The 19806-nt window shown below is 69.4% G+C and carries 18 protein-coding genes and 1 pseudogene; 9 read left to right on the forward strand and 10 right to left on the reverse strand.

What is annotated here, in order from left to right:
- Positions 1–10 precede the first annotated feature (10 nt).
- A complete protein-coding gene (abc-f, locus tag PJ985_RS01375; RefSeq protein ID WP_271681605.1) occupies positions 11–1609 on the forward strand; it encodes a ribosomal protection-like ABC-F family protein in 1599 nt (532 codons plus the stop codon).
- A gap of 247 nt (positions 1610–1856) precedes the next feature.
- Here abc-f and PJ985_RS01380 read toward each other — a convergent pair whose 3' ends face one another.
- The 3 genes from PJ985_RS01380 to PJ985_RS01390 all read right to left on the reverse strand — a co-directional run bounded on the left by PJ985_RS01380 (position 1857) and on the right by PJ985_RS01390 (position 3500).
- A complete protein-coding gene (locus tag PJ985_RS01380) occupies positions 1857–2219 on the reverse strand; it encodes a DUF2332 family protein (RefSeq protein WP_271681606.1) in 363 nt (120 codons plus the stop codon).
- Positions 2220–2373: 154 nt separating this feature from the next.
- Entirely contained in the window at positions 2374–2718 is a 345-nt protein-coding gene (locus PJ985_RS01385; protein WP_271681607.1) for a hypothetical protein, read from the reverse strand.
- Positions 2719–2816: 98 nt separating this feature from the next.
- Positions 2817–3500, reverse strand: a complete 684-nt coding sequence (locus tag PJ985_RS01390; protein WP_271681608.1) for a maleylpyruvate isomerase N-terminal domain-containing protein — start codon at positions 3498–3500, stop codon at positions 2817–2819.
- Between the two features lie 88 nt (positions 3501–3588).
- Between PJ985_RS01390 and PJ985_RS01395 the strand changes: the two are divergent.
- Positions 3589–3924: pseudogene (locus PJ985_RS01395) on the forward strand (GNAT family N-acetyltransferase); the annotation flags it as partial.
- A gap of 22 nt (positions 3925–3946) precedes the next feature.
- Here PJ985_RS01395 and dnaB read toward each other — a convergent pair.
- Positions 3947–5377: a replicative DNA helicase gene (dnaB, locus tag PJ985_RS01400; protein ID WP_271681609.1), complete on the reverse strand. Its 1431-nt coding sequence runs from the start codon at positions 5375–5377 to the stop codon at positions 3947–3949.
- A gap of 452 nt (positions 5378–5829) precedes the next feature.
- Here dnaB and PJ985_RS01405 point away from each other — a divergent pair, with 452 nt between their 5' ends.
- Entirely contained in the window at positions 5830–7188 is a 1359-nt protein-coding gene (locus PJ985_RS01405; RefSeq protein ID WP_271681610.1) for an MATE family efflux transporter, read from the forward strand.
- 126 nt (positions 7189–7314) lie between these two features.
- Here PJ985_RS01405 and rplI read toward each other — a convergent pair whose 3' ends face one another.
- The 4 genes from rplI to rpsF form a co-directional block, all read right to left on the reverse strand.
- Positions 7315–7764: a 50S ribosomal protein L9 gene (gene rplI / locus PJ985_RS01410; RefSeq protein WP_271681611.1), complete on the reverse strand. Its 450-nt coding sequence runs from the start codon at positions 7762–7764 to the stop codon at positions 7315–7317.
- Positions 7765–7783: 19 nt separating this feature from the next.
- Entirely contained in the window at positions 7784–8020 is a 237-nt protein-coding gene (rpsR, locus tag PJ985_RS01415) for a 30S ribosomal protein S18 (protein WP_003978893.1), read from the reverse strand.
- Between the two features lie 45 nt (positions 8021–8065).
- Positions 8066–8665: a single-stranded DNA-binding protein gene (locus tag PJ985_RS01420; RefSeq protein ID WP_271681612.1), complete on the reverse strand. Its 600-nt coding sequence runs from the start codon at positions 8663–8665 to the stop codon at positions 8066–8068.
- 84 nt (positions 8666–8749) lie between these two features.
- Positions 8750–9040, reverse strand: coding sequence for a 30S ribosomal protein S6 (rpsF, locus tag PJ985_RS01425; protein WP_271681613.1), 291 nt, complete (start codon positions 9038–9040; stop codon positions 8750–8752).
- A 232-nt stretch (positions 9041–9272) separates the two neighbouring features.
- On the opposite strand from rpsF, the gene PJ985_RS01430 reads away from it, so the two are divergent.
- The 3 genes from PJ985_RS01430 (at position 9273) to PJ985_RS01440 (ending at position 11922) form a co-directional block, all read left to right on the forward strand.
- Positions 9273–9572, forward strand: a complete 300-nt coding sequence (locus PJ985_RS01430; RefSeq protein WP_271681614.1) for a hypothetical protein — start codon at positions 9273–9275, stop codon at positions 9570–9572.
- Between the two features lie 119 nt (positions 9573–9691).
- Positions 9692–10810 (forward strand): lipid II:glycine glycyltransferase FemX, encoded by a 1119-nt coding sequence (locus PJ985_RS01435; protein ID WP_271681615.1) that lies wholly within the window; start codon positions 9692–9694, stop codon positions 10808–10810.
- Positions 10811–10890: 80 nt separating this feature from the next.
- A complete protein-coding gene (locus tag PJ985_RS01440) occupies positions 10891–11922 on the forward strand; it encodes an alanine racemase (RefSeq protein WP_271681616.1) in 1032 nt (343 codons plus the stop codon).
- 94 nt (positions 11923–12016) lie between these two features.
- Here the strand turns inward: PJ985_RS01440 and PJ985_RS01445 are convergent, their stop codons facing one another.
- Both PJ985_RS01445 and PJ985_RS01450 read right to left on the reverse strand, forming a co-directional pair.
- Complete coding sequence (locus PJ985_RS01445) at positions 12017–13099, reverse strand: inositol-3-phosphate synthase (protein ID WP_271681617.1); 1083 nt, start codon at positions 13097–13099, stop codon at positions 12017–12019.
- A gap of 52 nt (positions 13100–13151) precedes the next feature.
- On the reverse strand, positions 13152–13760 hold the full coding sequence (locus tag PJ985_RS01450; protein WP_271681618.1) for a PadR family transcriptional regulator: 609 nt from the start codon (positions 13758–13760) through the stop codon (positions 13152–13154).
- 479 nt (positions 13761–14239) lie between these two features.
- Here PJ985_RS01450 and PJ985_RS01455 point away from each other — a divergent pair, with 479 nt between their 5' ends.
- From PJ985_RS01455 to PJ985_RS01465, 3 genes are read left to right on the forward strand one after another with little or no spacing between them, the layout of a single operon-like run.
- Complete coding sequence (locus PJ985_RS01455; protein WP_271681619.1) at positions 14240–16930, forward strand: transglycosylase domain-containing protein; 2691 nt, start codon at positions 14240–14242, stop codon at positions 16928–16930.
- Positions 16931–16977: 47 nt separating this feature from the next.
- Entirely contained in the window at positions 16978–18462 is a 1485-nt protein-coding gene (locus PJ985_RS01460) for a glycosyltransferase family 87 protein (RefSeq protein WP_271681620.1), read from the forward strand.
- The gene (locus PJ985_RS01465) at positions 18459–19772 is read left to right on the forward strand and encodes an MFS transporter (protein WP_271681621.1); all 1314 of its coding nucleotides are present in this window, start codon (positions 18459–18461) and stop codon (positions 19770–19772) included. Before PJ985_RS01460 ends, PJ985_RS01465 begins: the two co-directional genes overlap by 4 nt.
- Positions 19773–19806 lie beyond the last annotated feature (34 nt).

A 19806-nucleotide genomic window follows, 5' to 3' on the forward strand; every position in this document is an offset into this window, starting at 1 on the left:
GAGTACCCCCATGCCTGCCCAGCTCACGGCACGCGCCGTCACCAAGGCGTACCACGGCCACCTCGTCCTCGACCACGTCAGTTTCTCCGTCACCCCCGGTGAGCGCACCGGCGTCATCGGCGAGAACGGCTCCGGGAAGAGCACGCTGCTGCGTCTCCTCGCCGGCCGGGAGCAGCCCGACCACGGCCGGGTCGCCGTCACCGCCGACGGAGGGATCGGTTACCTCCCCCAGGACGCCGCCCTCCCCGCCGGCCTGACCGTCCGCGGCGTCATCGACCGGGCGCTGCACGAACTGCGCGCCCTGGAAGAACGGATGCGGCAGCTGGAAGCCGCCATGGCAGACGGGGAGGAGAGCGGGCTCGACACCTACGGGGAGCTGCTGACCGCCTTCGAACTGCGCGGCGGCTACGACGCCGACGCCCGCGCCGAACGCGCCCTGCACGGCCTCGGCCTGGGGCGTCTGCCCGCGGACCGCACCGTCGGCAGCCTGTCCGGCGGGGAGGCCGCCCGCCTGCGGCTGGCCGCCCTGCTCACCGCGGCACCCGAGGTCCTGCTGCTGGACGAGCCCACCAACCACCTCGACGACCGCGCCCTCGGGTGGCTGGAGGACCACCTGCGCACCCACCGCGGAACCACCGTAGCGGTCTCCCACGACCGGGACTTCCTCGACCACTTCGCCACCGCGCTGCTGGAGGTCGACGCCGACCGCCGCACCGTCACGCGTCACGGCAACGGCTACTCCGGCTACCTCGCCGAGACGGCGGCCGACCGCCGGCGCCGGCAGCGGGCACACCAGCAGTGGTGCGCCGACATCGCGGCGCTGCGCGAGGCCGCCGCCGTCACCGCGCGGCGGGTCGCCCCCGGCCGGGCCATGAAGGACGGCAACAAGCTGGCCTACGACCGGGCCGGCGGGCGCGTCCAGCAGTCCCTCGCGGGCCGGGTGCGCAACGCCGAGGAACGCCTGCGCCGAAAGCTCGCCGACCCCACGCCCGCCCCCTCCGAGCCCCTGCGCTTCCGCTACGCACCGCATCCCGTGCACCCGCTGCGCGGCACCGTTCTGGCGGCTGCGGACCTCCGAGTTCCCGGCCGTCTCGCTCCCACCGCCCTCACCGTCGAGGCAGGCGACCGGGTGCTCCTCACCGGGCCCAACGGATCCGGCAAGTCCACCCTGCTGCACGTGCTGGCCGGCCGCCCGCTCCCCCACCGGGGGCGCCTCTTCCGGCGCGGCCGGATCGGTCACCTCCCGCAGGACCCGCCGCCCGCGCACCCCGCTCACACCGTGCGGGAGGCCTTCGCCCACGGCCGCCCGGGCAGCCCGGAGGAGCACGAGGCCCGCCTGCACGCCCTCGGCCTCTTCACCCGCGATCAGACCGTCCGTCCCGTGCGGTCGCTGTCCACCGGCCAGCGGCAGCGTCTGGCGCTGGCCCGGCTGCTCAGCGACCCCGCCGACATCCTGCTGCTCGACGAACCCACCAACCACCTCTCCCTTCTCCTCGTCGAGGAGCTGGAGGCCGCGCTCACCGCGTTCCCCGGAACCGTCGTCCTCGTCAGCCACGACCGCCGGCTGCGCCGCCACTGGCCCGGCACCGTCCGCACCCTGGAGGCGTGACGCCGCGCCCGGCCGGCCGAGATCCCCAACGATGCGGCACCGCGTTCGCAGGCGCTGCGGGCGGGGCGCCGAGAGTCCTGGACGCCTGCGGGGCGCCTGCGGGACGCCTGCGGGACGAACTCACCCGTCAGCGCGCGTGAGGCCGCAAGTCGGCGAGCCCCGGCGGCTGACAGGACAGCACCGCACCCTGGCCGGAGCCGGAGCAGCCAGTGCGTGGGCGAACCGCGTCGCCCGGTCGTCCGCATTCTCAGAACCAGTCCAACGACTGGCCGTGCGGACCGCTGAACGCCACCGGCTGTTCGTCCAGGGCCAGAGCGAAGACCGCTCGGCCCGGCAGCGCTGGGCGCGGAAGCCGCGCCTGGACGGTCGGCAGGACGTGGGGCGCCTCATTCGAGATCCAGTGTCCCGGCATGCGTCGCATCGTCTCGCTGAAGACCTCCCGGCCGTCAGCCGGCAGGTAGGTGAGGACCGCGCTGTGGAAGACCACCGGCGTGGCCGCTGGCGGCGCCGGAGTGCCCGCGAGCTTCCCCGGTCGCAAAGCCTCTGTACCACTGTGCGGTGTCCATGTGCGTCCCTTCGAACTGCATCGATCATGGCAGGGACGGGCCACCGGTCAAAGGCGGGCCCGACAGGGCGTGAGCCCGCGTCGGATCACGCCCGCGACCCGGCTCTTCTCCTCGGATGTCGGGTGGGTGACGGGACTGAGGAGCAGTGACCCGCGGGATTCCCGTTGGGTCTGGCTCAGCTGTGCCGGAACCAGCGGGTCACTGGCTCTCCGCGTCGAAGGGTTCGTCGTGCCAGCGCCAGCCGGCGGTGCCGTCCTGATGGATGTGCAGCATGAACTCGGCGACCGGGCTGCCGTCGGGGAACGTCATGGTGAGCGCGCTGCGGATCCGGGTACAGCAGGTGTCGGCCCGGTCCCAGTCCTCCTCGTCGACAGCCCGCTCCTGCTCCGTGAAGACAGGACGGAACTCCTCGAAGCCGGAAAGGGTCTCGACTTCGGCGAAGACCCAGAACATCTCGGTGCCGGTCACGGTCAGCCGGGCTATCTCCCGGTCGCCGTGGTGCAGCCTCCAGATGGTGCCGGCAGTCAGGTGTGGGTTGGCCATCTCCCCATGATGTCGGTCACCGGTGACAGCCACCGCGAGAGCGTGGCCCGGGTGACGGGCGCCACTGGCCCGGGCCCGGCATCGGCCGGGGAACGTTCTCACCCCAGCGTGAGCCATCGGATGCCCAGGCGGTCGACGTCAAGGGCCTCTTCCCTGGTGATCGGCTCACGCCCGGTCGCCTTGCGCAGGAAGCGAAGCTGCCCCCACTGCAGCTCCTCCAGCGCTGTCCTGCCCTCCGGGTCGAGCAGAAGATCCCGCACCACCCCCGCGGCCTGGGAAGTCAGCCACGGCTCGCGCCCCAGGGCGTCGGCCAGGTCGAGGCCGTGCAGAGTGAGCTCGACCACCCGCGTCAACAGGAAGTCCGACAGGAGCATCGGATCGCCATGCCGGGTGCGCACCACACGACCTTCCGGCTCAGCCCGGCACAGCCGGTCCACCCGCTGCCATGTGGCGGTGAAGTCCTCGACGCGCGCGCTGCCGCTCACTTGCTCGGCCGCATGAGCCTGGGCCAGAACGATCCGAGCCGTGTTGCTTTCCGGAGCGAATCGGCCGTCGGGCCGGTAGTACTCCACCGCCGAGACCTCCGCACGGGTCGGCGCCGGTGCGGTCAGCATGTCGGGAAGCCGGGCGATCACGACCCGCACATGCGCCAGCAACTCGCCCACCGTCCACGGTGCACACCGCGTCGGCAGACGCCACTCGGCCTCCGACACCCCTGCCATGGCCCGAGAGAGCTGCCCGGCCTCCAGACGAAACGCATCCAGCACGTGATCCGGAGTCATGCCGCATCCCCATCCCTGGGGCCGTTGTGGGCGGCATCGGCTCCCGTATCGATCTGCATGACGCGATCTTCTCGCGGCTGCCGGCCTGGTCGCCCACCGACGATCCATGGTGGCCGACAGGGATGGCCACATCCTGGGCTTCACGACCCTCGAAGGAGAACCGCCCACAGGCGTCCTGGGCATGATGTTCGTCGATCCGAAGGCCATCGGTCAGGGGATCGGCCGCCTGCTGTTCGAACACACCGTCGCTGCCGGGCGAGAGCTGGGGTTCACCCGGATCATGATCGACGCTGACCCGAACGCCGAGCCCTTCTACCGCGTGATGGGGGCGGTACGCATGGGAAGCGCCCCTTCTGGCTCCACTGCCGACAGGGTGTTGCCGCAGATGGTCGTCACCATCCAGCACCGGGCCGAAGCCACTTGATGAGCGGAGGCTGCCGAGCAGCTCAGAAGCCGCCGGACATGTTGACGAAGCGGGAGTAGTGGCCCTGGAAGGCGACGGTGATGGTGGCAGTCGGGCCGTTACGGTGCTTGGCGACCATCAGGTCGGCCTCGCCCGCGCGCGGGGACTCCTTCTCGTAGGCGTCCTCGCGGTGAAGCAGGATGACCATGTCGGCGTCCTGCTCGATGGAGCCGGACTCCCGCAGGTCGGACACCATCGGCTTCTTGTCGGTGCGCTGCTCGGGGCCACGGTTCAGCTGGGACAGCGCGATCACCGGCACCTCGAGCTCCTTCGCCAGCAGCTTGAGATTCCGGGACATCTCCGAGACCTCCTGCTGCCGCGACTCCGGACGGCGCGAACCCCCCGCCTGCATCAGCTGGAGGTAGTCGATGATGACCAGCCGCAGGTCGTTGCGCTGCTTCAGGCGGCGGCACTTGGCGCGGATCTCCATCATCGTCAGGTTCGGGGAGTCGTCGATGTAGAGCGGCGCCTCGTTGACCTCCGTCATCTGGCGGGCGACCCGGTTCCAGTCCTCGTCCGTCATGCTGCCGGAGCGCATGTGGTGCAGCGCCACCCGGGCCTCCGCGGACAGCAGCCGCATCGCGATCTCGTTACGGCCCATCTCCAGCGAGAAGATCACGCTGGGCAGGTTGTGCTTGATCGAGCAGGCCCGGGCGAAGTCGAGGGCCAGCGTCGACTTGCCCATCGCGGGCCGGGCGGCGATGACGATCATCTGACCCGGGTGCAGGCCGTTCGTCAGGGAGTCCAGGTCGGTGAAGCCGGTGGGCACCCCCGTCATCTCGCCGCTGCGGTTGCTGATCGCCTCGATCTCGTCGAGCGCGCCCTCCATGATCTCGCCGAGCGCGAGGTAGTCCTCGGAGGTGCGCTGTTCGGTGACCGCGTAGATCTCCGCCTGCGCGGTGTTGACGATGTCGTCGACGTCGCCGTCGGCTGCGTAGCCCATCTGGGTGATGCGGGTGCCGGCCTGCACCAGCCGGCGCAGCACGGCCCGTTCGCGCACGATTTCGGCGTAGTACTCGGCGTTGGCTGCGGTGGGAACCGTCTGCACCAGTGTGTGGAGATAGCCGGGCCCGCCGACCTTGACCAGCTCACCCCGCTTCGTCAGCTCGGACGCCACCGTGATGGGGTCGGCCGGCTCACCCTTCGCGTAGAGATCGAGGATCGCGGCATAGACCGTCTCGTGCGCGGGCTTGTAGAAGTCCTTTCCCTGCAGGACCTCCACGACGTCCGCGATGGCGTCCTTGGACAGCAGCATGCCGCCCAGCACCGACTGCTCGGCGTCCAGATCCTGCGGGGGGACCCGCTCGAAGGAGGCTGCTCCGGGGACGGCGTCATAGGCCTCGTCCACGCTGCGCCGGGGGCGGGCCACCGCGGCCTCGTCCCACGCGGAACCAGCGTGCTCCACATCGGTCACCGACCCACCTCCTCCCGCTCCGCACGCGCCGCGGTACCACTCATTTCCTACGGCACGACACTGACATCCGACCGCCCGGCCCCGAGAGCGGCACGTCGGACCCGACGGCAGGCACAGGGAAACTCAGGGACCGGCGGGGACCTACGGTACGGGCCCCGGGGAGGACGGCCAACCAAGTTATCCACAGGCTATGTGGAAGTCAGACCACTACCTGTGGACAGAGCACCGATTCCTGTGGACAGAGCAGGGGACAGCGCTGTGGATTATGTGACAGTGCCTCGCCAAAACCACCCCTGAGCTGCGAACTCTTCATCCACGGCCTGTGTGCGAAAAATACTTGGCCTCGCTCGCGGAGATCGCGGCAAGCAGTGCACACCATCACACCGCTCCCCCCTCTCCGTAAGGATCACTAAGGGGTTGCATCTATTACCTGTGGATGTTTGGATCACCCCATGCCCTCCCGTACCGCACCCCCTCCGTCGCGCGAGCAGAAGCGGGCCGTCCGCCGGCACGACCGGGAGATTCTGGCGCTCGCGGTGCCCGCCTTCGGAGCCCTGGTCGCGGAGCCTTTGTTCGTCATGGCCGACAGCGCCATGGTCGGCCACCTCGGCACCCCCCAGCTCGCCGGCCTCGGGGTTGCGGCAGCCCTGCTCACCACCGGCGTGAACATCTTCGTCTTCCTCGCCTACGCCACCACCGCCGCGGTCGCCCGCCGGGTCGGCGCCGAGGACCTGCCCGCCGCCATCCGGCAGGGCGTGGACGGCATCTGGCTCGCCACGCTGCTCGGACTCGGCGTCGTCGCCGTCGTCCTCCCCACCGCACCGGCCCTCGTCGATGCCTTCGGCGCCTCCGCGACCGCCGCCCCGCACGCCGTCACCTACCTGCGGATCAGCACTCTCGGCATCCCGGCCATGCTCATCGTGCTCGCCGCCATCGGGGTGCTGCGCGGGCTCCAGGACACCCGGACGCCCCTCTACGTCGCCCTCGGCGGCTTCACCGCCAACGCCGGACTCAACGCCGTGCTGATCTACGGTCTCGGCTGGGGCATCGCCGGGTCGGCCTGGGGCACCGTCCTCGCCCAGTGCGGCATGGCAGCCGTCTACCTCTGGGTGGTCATCCGCGGCGCCCGCAAGCACGGCGCCACCCTGCGTCCGGACCTCGCCGGCATCCGGGCCTGCGCCCGGGCAGGCGCCCCGCTGCTCATCCGCACCCTGTCGCTGCGCGCCGTCCTGCTGATCGCCACCGCCATCGCCGCCCGGCTCGGCGACACCTCCGTCGCCGCCCACCAGATCACCCTCACCGTCTGGATGCTCCTGGCGTTCGCCCTGGACGCCATCGCCATCGCCGGCCAGGCGATCATCGGACGCTACCTCGGTGCGAGTGACGCCGCCGGTGCCCGGGCAGCCTGCCGCCGGATGGTGCAGTGGGGCATCGTCGCCGGGCTGGTGCTCGGTCTCCTGGTGGCCGCTTCGGCCCCGCTGATCCTTCGCGTCTTCACCAGCGACCCGGAGGTTCAGCAGCAGCTGCTCCCGCTGCTGCTCATCGTCGCGGTCACCTCACCGGTCTCCGGGGTGGTCTTCATCCTCGACGGCGTGCTGATGGGCGCCGGCGACGGACCGTACCTCGCCGGCGCGATGCTCGTGACCCTGGCGGTCTTCGTCCCCGTCGCGCTGCTCGTTCCCGTTCTGGGCGGCGGCATCGCCGGTCTGTGGTGGACCGTCGCGGGCCTCGTGATGCTCACCCGGCTGCTGACCCTGTGGCTCCGCGCCCGCACCGGACGGTGGATCGTCACCGGAGCGGTCCGCTCCTGAGCTCCCGCGCCGGGCAGCCGAGAAATCCGGCCGCAGCCCGGCAGCATGACGCGCGCAGGGCCGCACCCCGGTCGGGGGTGCGGCCCTGCGCGCGTCATGCTGCTCCCGGCGACGCCGGGTGCCCGGTCACTTGGCCGGGTTGACCTCGACGCCGACCTTGGCGACGACCTCGGGGTGCAGCCGGACCGAGACGCGGTGCGCGCCCAGGCTCTTGATCGGCTGCGCGACCTCGATGCGGCGCTTGTCGATGGCAGGCCCGCCGGCGTCCTTCACCGCGGTCGCGATGTCGGACGGGGTCACCGCGCCGAAGAGGCGACCGCCGGAACCGGCGCGCACCTTCAGACGGACAGTGACACCCTCGAGCCGGCCCTTGACCTCGTTGGCCTGCTCGATCGTGGCGATCTCGCGGATCTTGCGGCCGCGACGGATCTGCTCGACGTCCTTCTCTCCGCCCTTGGTCCAGCGGATGGCCACACCGCGGGGGAGAAGGTAGTTGCGGGCGTACCCGTCCTTCACCTCGACGACATCACCGGCAGTACCGAGGCCGGAGACCTCGCCGGTCAGGATGATCTTCATGTGTGCGTCACCCTTTCCTTCAGCGAGCGGTCGAGGTGTAGGGCAGCAGAGCCATCTCGCGGCTGTTCTTGACAGCCGTGGCGACGTCCCGCTGGTGCTGGGTGCAGTTGCCGGTCACCCGGCGGGCACGGATCTTGCCACGGTCGGAAATGAACTTCCGCAGCAGGTTCGTGTCCTTGTAGTCGACGTAGGAGATCTTCTCCTTGCAGAACACGCAAACCTTCTTCTTCGGCTTGCGAGCCGGCGGCTTCGCCATGTCTCTCTCCAGTGATGTTCAAGAAGTATGTGCTGATGAGCCCGCTCAGAAGGGGGGCTCGTCCGAGTAGCCGCCGGAGCCACCGCCGGGACCTCCGCCCCAGCCACCACCACCGCCGCCGCCCTGCTGCCCGCCACCTGCCGGAGCGCTCGAGGCCCACGGGTCGCCGGCCGGTCCGCCGCCCTGCTGGCCGCCACCGGGGCCGCCGCCCCAGTTGCCGCCCGCCTGACCGCCGGCCTGACCGCCGCCCCCGAAGCCGCCGCCCTGCGCTCCGCCACGGCCCGCGGTCTTGGTGACCTTGGCTGTGGCACTGCGCAGGCTGGCGCCGACCTCGTCCACGTCGAGCTCGTAGACCGTGCGCTTGATGCCCTCGCGGTCCTCGTACGACCGCTGCTTGAGGCGGCCCTGGACGATGACGCGGGTGCCCTTGGTGAGGGACTCCGCGACGTTCTCCGCCGCCTGCCGCCAGACCGAGCAGGTGAGGAACAGGCTCTCGCCGTCCCGCCACTCGCTCGTCTGACGGTCGAAGACGCGGGGGGTGGACGCTACGCGGAACTTAGCGACCGCCGCACCGGAGGGGGTGAAGCGCAGCTCGGGGTCGTCGACGAGATTGCCGACGACCGTGATGACGGTCTCGCCTGCCATGGGTGAACCTCTCGGCGGGTGTTAACTGCTGGTGCTGCGATGATTGCGTGCGCCTCTGACAGCGCTACTCGGCGTCCCGGGACCTCAGTGGGTCGAGGGACGAAGGACCTTGGTCCGCAGAATCGACTCGTTCAGGTTCATCTGACGGTCGAGTTCCTTCACGACCGCCGGCTCCGCCTGGAGGTCGATCACGGAGTAGATGCCCTCAGGCTTCTTGTTGATCTCGTACGAGAGACGACGACGGCCCCAGGTGTCGACCTTCTCGACCTTCCCGTCGCCCTCACGGACAACAGAAAGGAAGTTCTCGATCAGCGGGGAGACAGCTCGCTCCTCGAGATCGGGGTCGAGGATGACCATCACCTCGTAGTGACGCATGTAGAACCCACCTCCTCTGGACTCAGCGGCCACGGACGATCCGTGGCAGGAGGGTCGTGATGCGGTCCGCACCCGTGCGGCACGTGCCGGGGCCTGAGGCCCGTGCCGTGAGGCACGACGGCACGGTGACACGGAGCGGACGGTTCAGCCTACCTGGCACAACGCTCCCGGTTGAAATCCGGCCGGAGGAGGCACAGGCTGTGAGAGAAGGCTCATGCCCAGGAGGTGCCTCATGGCACACACCACGCAGCAAGGACGTCTCTCCTTCCTCAACACCGACGGCAACCCGCACCCGCTGGAGAACGCGCTGGCCGCCGGCACCCTGCTGCTCGGAGCGGTGGCGCTGTTCGCCGCGGCGTTTCCCGGCCTCTACCTGCTCGCCTCATGGGTCGGTCTGGCGGGCATCGTCACAGGAGCATGGGGACAGCTGGTCTCGGCCACCACCGCCGAACGTTTCGTGCTGGTGATCGGCCTCGGCGCCTCGGCGCTCGCGTTCTACCTCGGGATGGCCAACGGCGGCCTGTTCGGTTAGCCGGTTAGCTCCCGGCAGCCGGCCGGGTCCCGGTGTGCCGGGTTCGGCAGACAAGGGGGCCGCACTCCCGCAGTAGGCTTCGCGCAGACCTGCGAACGCCCGCCGGAGGAGCGCCCCGTATGAGCCTGACCCTGAGGACGATCAGTCGCGAGCAGCATCTGGCGTTCATCCGCTCGCTGCCCTCGGCCAGCCACATGCAGGTCCCGGCCTGGGCGGACGTGAAGTCGGAATGGCGGTCGGAGTCCCTGGGCTGGTACGACAGCTACGAGAAGCTCGTCGGGGTGGGCCTGGTCCTGTACCGGCAGCTGCCCAAGGTGAAGCGCTACCTGGCCTACCTGCCCGAGGGGCCGGTGATCAACTGGTACGCGCCGAACCTGGAGGACTGGCTGCGCCCGATGCTGGCGCACCTGCGGCAGCAGGGTGCGTTCTCGGTGAAGATGGGCCCGCCGGTGGTGATCCGCCGCTGGGACGCCAGGGCGATCAAGGCAGGCATCCAGAATCCCGAGGTCAAGCGGCTCCGGGAGGTCGAGGCGACGGAGCTGGAGCCGCGGGCTTACGAGGTGGCGGACCGGCTGCGGCGGATGGGCTGGCAGCAGGGTGAGGACGGCGGCGCGGGCTTCGGTGACGTGCAGCCGCGGTACGTCTTCCAGATTCCGCTGAAGGATCGCTCGCTGGAGGAGGTCCACAAGGGCTTCAACCAGCTGTGGCGGCGGAACATCAAGAAGGCGGAGAAGGCGGGGGTGGAGGTCTCCCGCGGCGGTTTCGAGGACCTGCCGGTGTGGCAGGAGCTGTATGAGGTCACCGCGGAGCGGGACAAGTTCCGCCCGCGTCCGCTGGGCTATTTCCAGCAGATGTGGAAGGCGCTGAACTCCGAGGACCCGGACCGGATGCGCCTGTACTTCGCCCGGCACGAGGGGGAGGTGGTCGCCGCGGCGACGATGCTGATCGTCGGCGGTCACGTCTGGTACTCCTACGGCGCCTCGGCGAATCACAAGCGGGAGGTGCGTCCCTCGAACGCGATGCAGTGGCAGATGCTGCGGGACGCGCACGCGCTGGGGGCCGAGGTCTACGACCTGCGGGGCATCGGGGACTCGCTGGAGGACACGGACCCGCTCTTCGGGTTGATCCAGTTCAAGGTCGGAACCGGTGGCGAAGCCGCCGAATACCTGGGCGAGTGGGACTTCCCGCTCAATAAGCTGTTGCACAAGGCGCTCGACATCTACATGTCGCGGCGCTGACCCCCACGCCCCTCACGTCCGCTCACTCCCGGGCGGACGCCGGCAGCAGAACTGCGACTGCAGAAAGGTTCACATCGGCCATGGCGCTCACCCTTTATGTCGACACCCAACGCTGGCGGGCGCACCTGCGGTCGATGCTTGCGGACTTCCCCGGACTGGTGCCCGTCTGCAAGGGCAACGGTTACGGCTTCGGTCACGACCGGCTCGCGGAGGAGGTCGCACGGCTCGAGGTGGACATGCTGGCTGTCGGCACCACCTACGAGGCGGCCGCGATGCGGGACCGGTTCAGCGGGGATCTGCTGGTGCTGACGCCGTACCGCCGGGGCGAGGAGCCCGTTCCGCTGCCGGACCGGGTGGTGCGGACGGCGTCGTCGGTCGACGGCGTGTACGGGCTCGTGGGCGCCCGGGTGGTCGTCGAGGTGATGAGCACCATGAAGCGGCACGGCGTGACCCCGGGCGAGCTCGGGAAGCTGCGGACCGCACTGGAGGAGGTGCGGCTGGAGGGTTTCGCCCTGCATCTGCCGCTGGACCGCACCGACGGTACGGACGCGGTGGAGGAGGTCATCGGCTGGATGGACCGGCTGCGGGCCGCCAGAATGCCGCTGGACACCATGTTCGTCAGCCATCTGACCGCCGCGGAGCTGGCCAGGCTGCGCCAGCAGTTCCCGCAGACCCGGTTCCGGGCGCGGATCGGCACCCGGCTGTGGCTGGGTGATCACGAGGCGACGGAGTACCGGGGCGTCGTGCTGGACGTGACCCCGGTGGTGAAGGGGGACCGTTTCGGCTATCGGCAGCAGAAGGCCGTGGGGGACGGCTGGCTCGCGGTGGTGGCCGGGGGGACGTCGCACGGCGTGGGCCTGGAGGCCCCGAAGGCGCTGCACGGGATGACCTCGCGCGCCAAGGGCGTGGCGCGGGCCGGCCTGGCCACGGTGAACCGCAACCTGTCGCCGTACATGTGGGACGGCAAGCAGCGCTGGTTCGCCGAGCCGCCACACATGCAGGTCTCGATCCTGTTCGTGCCGGCCGAGGCGAAGGAACCGCAGGTGGGGGATGAGATGAAGGCCACCTTGCGGAACACCACCACGCAGTACGACCGGCTCATCGAGTACTGAGCCGGGTGCCGTTTCCGGCAGCAGCAGGGCCCCGCCGCCCCCTGACAGGGGGCTCGGGGCCCTGATCCGGGTAACGGCGCCGGACGGGCTGTGCTCAGCGCTCGATCTCGCCGCTGATGAACTTCTCCACGCTCTCGCGCGCAGCGTCGTCGAAGTACTGCACGGGCGGGGACTTCATGAAGTACGAGGAGGCGGAGAGGATCGGTCCGCCGATGCCGCGGTCCTTGGCGATCTTCGCGGCCCGCAGGGCGTCGATGATGACGCCGGCCGAGTTCGGGGAGTCCCACACCTCGAGCTTGTACTCCAGGCTCAGCGGGGCGTCACCGAACGCCCGGCCCTCGAGCCGGACGTAGGCCCACTTGCGGTCGTCGAGCCAGGCGACGTAGTCGGAGGGGCCGATGTGGACATTGTCGGCGCCCAGGTCCCGGTCGGGGATCTGGGAGGTGACCGCCTGGGTCTTGGAGATCTTCTTGGACTCCAGCCGGTCCCGCTCCAGCATGTTCTTGAAGTCCATGTTGCCGCCGACGTTCAGCTGCATGGTGCGGTCCAGCACCACGCCGCGGTCCTCGAACAGCTTGGCCATCACGCGGTGCGTGATGGTGGCGCCGACCTGCGACTTGATGTCGTCGCCGATGATCGGGACGCCGGCCTCGGTGAACTTGTCGGCCCACTCCTTGGTGCCCGCGATGAAGACCGGCAGCGCGTTGACGAAGGCGACGCCGGCGTCGATGGCGCACTGGGCGTAGTACTTCGCGGCGGCCTCGGAACCGACCGGCATGTAGCAGACCAGGACGTCGGCCCGGGTGTCCCGGAGGATCTGGGTGACGTCAACGGCCGGCTCGTCCGACTCGACGATGGTCTCGCGGTAGTAGCGGCCCAGTCCGTCGTGCGTCTCACCGCGCTGAACGGTCACATTGGACGGCGGGACGTCACAGAGCTTGATGGTGTTGTTCTCGCTGGCGCCGATGGCCTCGGCAAGGTCGATGCCGACCTTCTTGGCGTCGACGTCGAAGGCGGCCACGAACTCGATGTCCGAGACGTGGTACTCGCCGAACCGCACATGCATGAGACCCGGGACCCTGCCGTCCGGGTCGGCGTCCTTGTAGTACTCGACGCCCTGTACCAGCGAGGCGGCGCAGTTTCCTACGCCGGCGATGGCTACGCGAACCGAACCCATTCCGGTTGCTCCCTAGGTCTTCTCGGTCGAGACCCCGCGTGCTCGCGGGACCTCAGGTGGTGGTGTCGTCGGACTGATCCGGCCGGGGGTTCCCCCGGTCGCGCCCTTCCCGCTCGCTCTCGATGAGCTCGTTGAGCCAGCGGACTTCGCGCTCCACGGACTCCATGCCGTGGCGCTGCAGCTCCAGCGTGTAGTCGTCCAGCTTTTCGCGGGTCCGGGCCAAGGAGGCGCGCATCTTGTCGAGACGCTCCTCCAAGCGGCTGCGGCGGCCCTCCAGGACCCGCATCCGCACGTCCCTGGTGGTCTGGCCGAAGAAGGCGAAGCGAACACCGAAGTGTTCGTCCTCCCAGGTGTCGGGGCCGGTCTGGGCCAGGAGCTCCTCGAAGCGTTCCTTGCCCTCCGCGGTGAGCCGGTAGACGATCTTGGCCCGGCGCCCGGACAGCGGAGCGGCCAGCGGATCACTCGGAGGGCTGCTCGGCTCCTCGGCCAACCATCCCTGCCCGACGAGCGTCTTCAGGCACGGATACAGCGAGCCGTAACTGAACGCCCGGAAGACCCCGAGCGAGGTATTGAGCCGTTTCCGCAGCTCGTAACCGTGCATCGGTGCCTCACGGAGGAGGCCGAGAACGGCGAACTCCAGAATGCCGGAGCGTCGGCTCACGGGCGCGGCCACCTCCGTCCTCATCTGTGTGCCTTGCCTGTCCCTGTCACGTATCGCTTCACTGCATGGAGCCGATGTAAATGAGCTGATGTAATGAGCTGATGTACTCAGCTGATGTATCGACTCGATACATCAGAACGATAGATCGCCGTCGCCGGAACAGCAAGCGCGACCACTGTGATCGGGGTCACATCCCCGCTCACCCGAACAATCACGCCCGGATTGCCCGTCATGGCAGAAAATGACGCATTTTGACCCTGAGTAGTCTGTCCCCGTGCAGAACATCACCGGGAACCATGCGGCGAAGCCCGACGTCTTTGCTCCTGGTGACGTGCGCCCGGGCTCCTGCGCGGGTCGCGCACCCGGGGGATGGAAGCTGCCACACATGGCACCAGAAGTAGAAGCTGTCGCCTGCAGGCGCCCGATGGGGGCCCTTCCCAGCCACCGGGCTGGGAAATCGCCCGAGGAGTAGCTGTCCCATGAGCGAGCACCGTCGCAAGCCGCCGCAGTCGCGCGGCCGCCGCGCCTCGGCGCCGTCCGATCGGCGGGGCGCCCCACCGCCGGAGGCCGGCAGACACGCCACACCGCACGAAGCTCCCCCCTACGGAAGCCGCTCCGAGGCTCGCCGAGCGGCCGGGAGCGGCGGTAGGCGACGCGCGGCCGCGTCCGCTGCTGAGGGAGTCGGCGGCGGACGACGGGCCGCCCGCGGACGACGGGCGGAGCAGCCGCAGAAGAAGCGCTTCATCGACTACCCCCGGGCGGGCAAGTACGGAGTGCGCCGCTGGATGCCCTCCTTCAAGCAGGTGCTCGGCTCGGCGATTCTCTTCATGGGGCTGATGCTGGGACTCGTCGGCGCCGCCTATGCGATGGTCGACGTCCCCGACCCGAACAAGATGGCCACCCAGCAGAAGAACGTCTACTACTGGGCGGACGGCAGCCGGATGGTGGTCGCCGGAGGCGGAGAGCACAACCGGCAGATCATCCCCCTGACCCAGATCCCGAAGGACATGCAGTTCGCGGCGATCTCGGCGGAGAACCACACCTTCCGGGAGGACCGGGGCGTCGACCCGATCGGCATCGGCCGGGCCGTGGTCAACATGGCCCGCGGCGGAGACACCCAGTCAGGGTCGACGATCACCCAGCAGTACGTGAAAAATCTCTACCTGACGCAGGAACAGACCCTGGAGCGCAAGGCCAAGGAACTGCTCATCTCGGTCAAGGTGGGGGCCACCGTCCAGAAGGACGAAATTCTCGCGGGGTACCTCAACACCTCCTACTTCGGCCGGGGCGCCTACGGCATCCAGGCCGCGGCGCAGGCCTACTACGGCATCGACGCCGAGGAGCTCGACGCCAGCCAGTCGGCGTTCCTCACCACACTGCTCAAGGGCCCTGAGTACTACGACCCGCACGGTGGCGTCCGGGGTGAGGAAGCGGCCGAGGCGAACATGGAGCGGGCCGTCAAGCGCTGGGACTGGGTACTCGAGCGCCGGGTCCAGCTCAACAACCTGACGGCGACGGAGCGCGCGGAGTTCACAGAGTTCCCGATGCCCAACAAGCCCTCTAAGGCCACCGAGCTCGGCGGCCAGATCGGCTACATGACGGAGCTGGTCAACCGCTACCTCCTCGACCAGGAGATCCTCACCCAGCAGCAGCTGGACGACGGCGGCTACCAGATCCACACCACCTTCGACCAGGACAAGGTCGACCAGATGGTGCAGGCCGTCGAGAACGTCCAGGAGGAGTTCGACCCGGAGGAGCGGGACGCGGACAAGTACGTGCAGTTCGGCGGAGCCTCGGTGGTCCCCGGGGACGGCGCCATCGTGGCGATCTACGGAGGCGTGTCCGCCACCGAGCACTACGTCAACAACGCGAACCGCCAGGACGTGCAGGTCGGCTCGATCTTCAAGCCGTTCGTCCTCGCCGCCGCCATGCGTGACGGTGTCCGTGACCCCAACAGGCCACCGGACCAGCCCGACTCCGACCGCACACCGCTTTCTCCGGAAAGCGTGTACAGCAGTGAGGACGGCTTGCTGATCCATCACTACGACGGCACCGAGTGGCGCGGCGAGGACGAGGAGACCGGCGAGGAGATCTCCTGGCGGCAGCCCAACCTCGAGGGCCAGGAGCAGGGCGACATCAGTCTGCGCAAGGCCATGGAGGTGTCCGCCAACTCTCCGTTCGTGCAGCTGGCCATGGACATCGGCATCGACCGGGTGGCCCAGGCCGCCATCGACGCCGGCCTGCACAAGGACAGCCTCGGCCCGCACAACGACAGTGTGCCGTCGTTCGCGCTCGGTGTCTCGACTCCGAGCGCGATCCGGATGGCGGACAGCTACGCCACCTTCGCCGCCAGCGGCGTGCAGGCCGAGCCCTACTCGGTCACGCTCGTGGAGAAGGAGGGCTCGGTCGTGCACGAGCATGAGAAGGAGACCCGGCAGGCCTTCGACTCGGTGATCGCCGACAATGTCACCGAGGTGCTCGTCAATGTGGTGGAGGAAGGCACGGGCAAGCGCGCCCAGGCGCTCGGCAAACCCACCGCCGCCAAGACCGGCACCACCGACCGGAACATCAGCGCCTGGTTCGCGGGATACACCCCGCACCTGTCCACTGCGATCGGCATGTTCCGCTACCCGCACACCGAGGACCTGCCGCCCGAGGAGCGCGCCTTCCTCCCCATGAACGGCACCGGCGGGGAGCCCAAGGTCTACGGCTCCGGCTTCCCGGCCAGCGTATGGGTGGACTACATGGCGGAAGCCACCAAGGACGACCCGGCTACCTCGTTCCCCGAAGCGCGCCCGGTGGGCGAGAAGATCTGGGGCGGCCAGGCCGAGAGCCCGGAGCCGACGCCGACCGAGGAGCCCGAGGAGACCGAGGAGCCGGAAGAGACCGAGGAGCCCGAAGAGCCCGAGGAGCCCGAAGAGCTGCCGACGCAGCCGGAGGAGACCGACCCCACGGACACCTGCCCGCCCTGGGACCGTCGCTGCGGTGAGGACGACGACACCGACCAGGGGATGGACGAGGGCAACGACGGCGGCCAGCCCGGTGGGACCGACGGCGGTACAGGCGGCGACGTCGGCACCGACCAGGGCATGGACGAGGGCACCACCGACGGGGACGGCGGCAACACCATCTGGGGCAGCAGCCGCGGCCCTGGCGGAGGGGGCGGCTGATCGCGCCGTGACCTTCCCGGCGTGGGCCGTACGGCAGGATGTGGGCCATGGTGTATTCCGGGCGCCCACACCCCGCAGAGCCCGTACGGCCCACCGAGCAGGACGAGGTGGCGGCCGCCGGCAGTGAGCTGATCGGCGGCCCCGCAGGCAAACGGATCCGGCCGGGGACCGGCTGGTGGACGCCGGTACGCATCATCACGCTGGTCATGACCGGGATGTTCGCCCTCGGCCTGGTGCAGAAGCTGCCCTGCTACCGCAGCAGCTGGTTTCACGGCCCGGCCGACCAGTACACCCGGGCGTGCTACTCCGACATCCCCCACCTCTACGGCGCCCGTGGGTTCGCCGAGGGCCTCATCCCGTACTTCGACCGCATTCCCGAAGAGCTTTCCCGCGGGATGGAGTATCTGGAGTACCCGGTACTCACCGGCCTCTTCATGGAAGTGGCCGCCTGGCTGACGCCCGGCGAAGTCGCCGGCCAGCGGCCGGAACAGATCTACTGGCTGGTCAATGCCGGACTGCTCCTGATCTGTGCCCTCATCATCGCCGTCTGTGTCTCCCGTATCCACCGGAACCGCCCCTGGGACGGACTACTGGTGGCCCTCTCCCCCGCCTTCGCTCTCACCGCAACGATCAACTGGGACCTGTTCGCCGGCGCCCTGGCCTGTGCCGCTCTCCTCATGTGGTCTCGTGGGAGGCCTCTGGCCACCGGGGTTCTCCTCGGTCTCGCCACAGCCGCCAAGCTCTACCCGCTTCTCCTGCTGGGCCCCCTGCTGCTGCTGTGCTGGCGGGCGGGCCGCCTGCGGGCCTTCGCGCTCACCGCAGCCGGAGCCACCGGGGCCTGGCTGACGGTCAACCTTCCGGTAATGCTCCTGGCGACGGAAGGCTGGGCGAAGTTCTACACCTTCAGCCAGGAACGCCCGGTGGACTTCGGTTCCTTCTGGCTCGTGCTCGCCCAGCGCACCGATCTCCACCTGCCCCCGGAGACCGTCAACCCTCTCGCCACCGGACTGGTGCTCCTGGGATGCGCAGCGATCGGCCTCCTCGCGCTGGCCGCCCCGCGACGGCCCCGGCTGGCTCAGCTGGCTTTTCTCGTCGTCGCTGTCTTCGTCCTCACCAACAAGGTGTACTCCCCGCAGTACGTCCTCTGGCTCATTCCGCTCGCGGTGCTCGCCCGGCCCCGATGGCGTGACTTCCTCATCTGGCAGACCTGCGAAGTGCTCTACTTCCTGTCCATCTGGATGTATCTCGCCCAGACCAGCGGGGCCCACGGCCTGCCCGCCGGCGGCTACCAGCTGGCTATCGTGCTCCATCTGGCCGGCACGCTCTACCTCTGCACGATGGTCGTCCGGGATGTACTCCGGCCCGAGCACGACATGGTGCGCCGGGACGGCTCGGACGATCCGGGAGGCGGTGTCCTGGACCGGGCTCCGGACAGGTTCACCCTGCGCCGCCGGCCCGTCCCCCGTACCGGCCTTCCGGATCACCGGCTCGTGGAGCCGGCGCCGTTTCACGTGAAACGAGCCCGCTCATGACAGTGGCCCAGGACCTGCGCACGCTGCTGCGCTTCCCCGGTTTCCGGAAGCTGCTGGCCGTCCGGCTTCTGTCGCAGCTCTCCGACGGTGTCTTCCAGGTCGGCCTGGCCACCTACGTCGTCTTCTCACCCGAACAGCAGACGACCCCCGGCGACATCGCAGCCGCCATGGCCGTGCTGCTGCTCCCATATTCACTCCTCGGGCCACTGGCCGGGGTCCTGCTGGACCGCTGGCGCCGCCGGCAGGTACTGCTGTACGGAAACCTGCTGCGGGCCGTGCTCGCCGGCGCGACCTGTGCCCTGGTTCTCAGCAATGTGCCCAGCTGGCTCTTCTACCTCTCCGCTCTTTCCGTCACCGCGGTCAACCGGTTCATTCTGGCCGGCCTTTCCGCTTCCCTGCCCCGGGTGGTCGACACGGAACGGCTGGTGGTCGCCAACTCCCTTTCACCGACTGCGGGGACGGTGGCCGCGACAGTGGGGGGCGCGGCAGCCTTCGGCGTGCAGTTCCTCGCCCCTACCGAGGGCGGTGGGGACGCTCTCGCGCTGCTGCTTGCGGCCGTCCTGTACCTGCTCGCCGGGAGCGCCGCCCTGCGCATGCGGAAGGATCTGCTCGGGCCGGATGCCGGGGAGGTCCAGCACCAGCTGCGGGCGGCGGTGGCGAGCACGCTCCGGGGCCTGCTCGCCGGGTTCCGGCACCTGACCGAGCGACGTCCGGCTGCCCGCGCCCTGGCCGGGATGAGCCTCATGCGCTTCTGCTACGGCGCCCTGCTCGTGACCGTCCTCATGCTTGCTCGCTATGCCTGGGGGGACGAGGGCGGCCCGCAGGACGGCTTGGCTCTGATGGGGCTGGCGGTGGGCGTGTCCGGTGCCGGATTCTTCTTCGCGGCTTTGATCACGCCTTGGGCGGTCGGCCACCTGGGCCGGCTTGGCTGGTTCGCCGCCTGCGCGGCCATCGCGGCTGTTCTGGTCCCCGCCCTGGGCCTGTGGTTCCAGCCTGCACCGATGCTGATCGCGGCTTTCGTGCTCGGTCTCGTGACGCAGGGAGCCAAGATCACCACCGACACCGTGGTACAGACCTCGGTGGACGATGTGTATCGCGGCCGGGTTTTCGCGCTGTACGACATGCTCTTCAACATCGCGTTCGTCGGTGCGGCAGGACTGGCAGCGGTCATGCTGCCCCCGGACGGCCGTTCGGTCCACCTCGTCGTCACCGTCTCCGTTCTCTACGCGATGACGGCCCTGGCGATGTACCGGTACCACCGGCGCGCCACGGCCGCCGCCGATGGCCCATCCTTTCCTGCCCCCTCCTGAGGCTCTCCGTCCACGACGGGCCTGGGGGCCACGA

The organism is Streptomyces sp. ACA25 (assembly GCF_028200735.1).
In the GTDB taxonomy this organism is placed as follows: domain Bacteria; phylum Actinomycetota; class Actinomycetes; order Streptomycetales; family Streptomycetaceae; genus Streptomyces.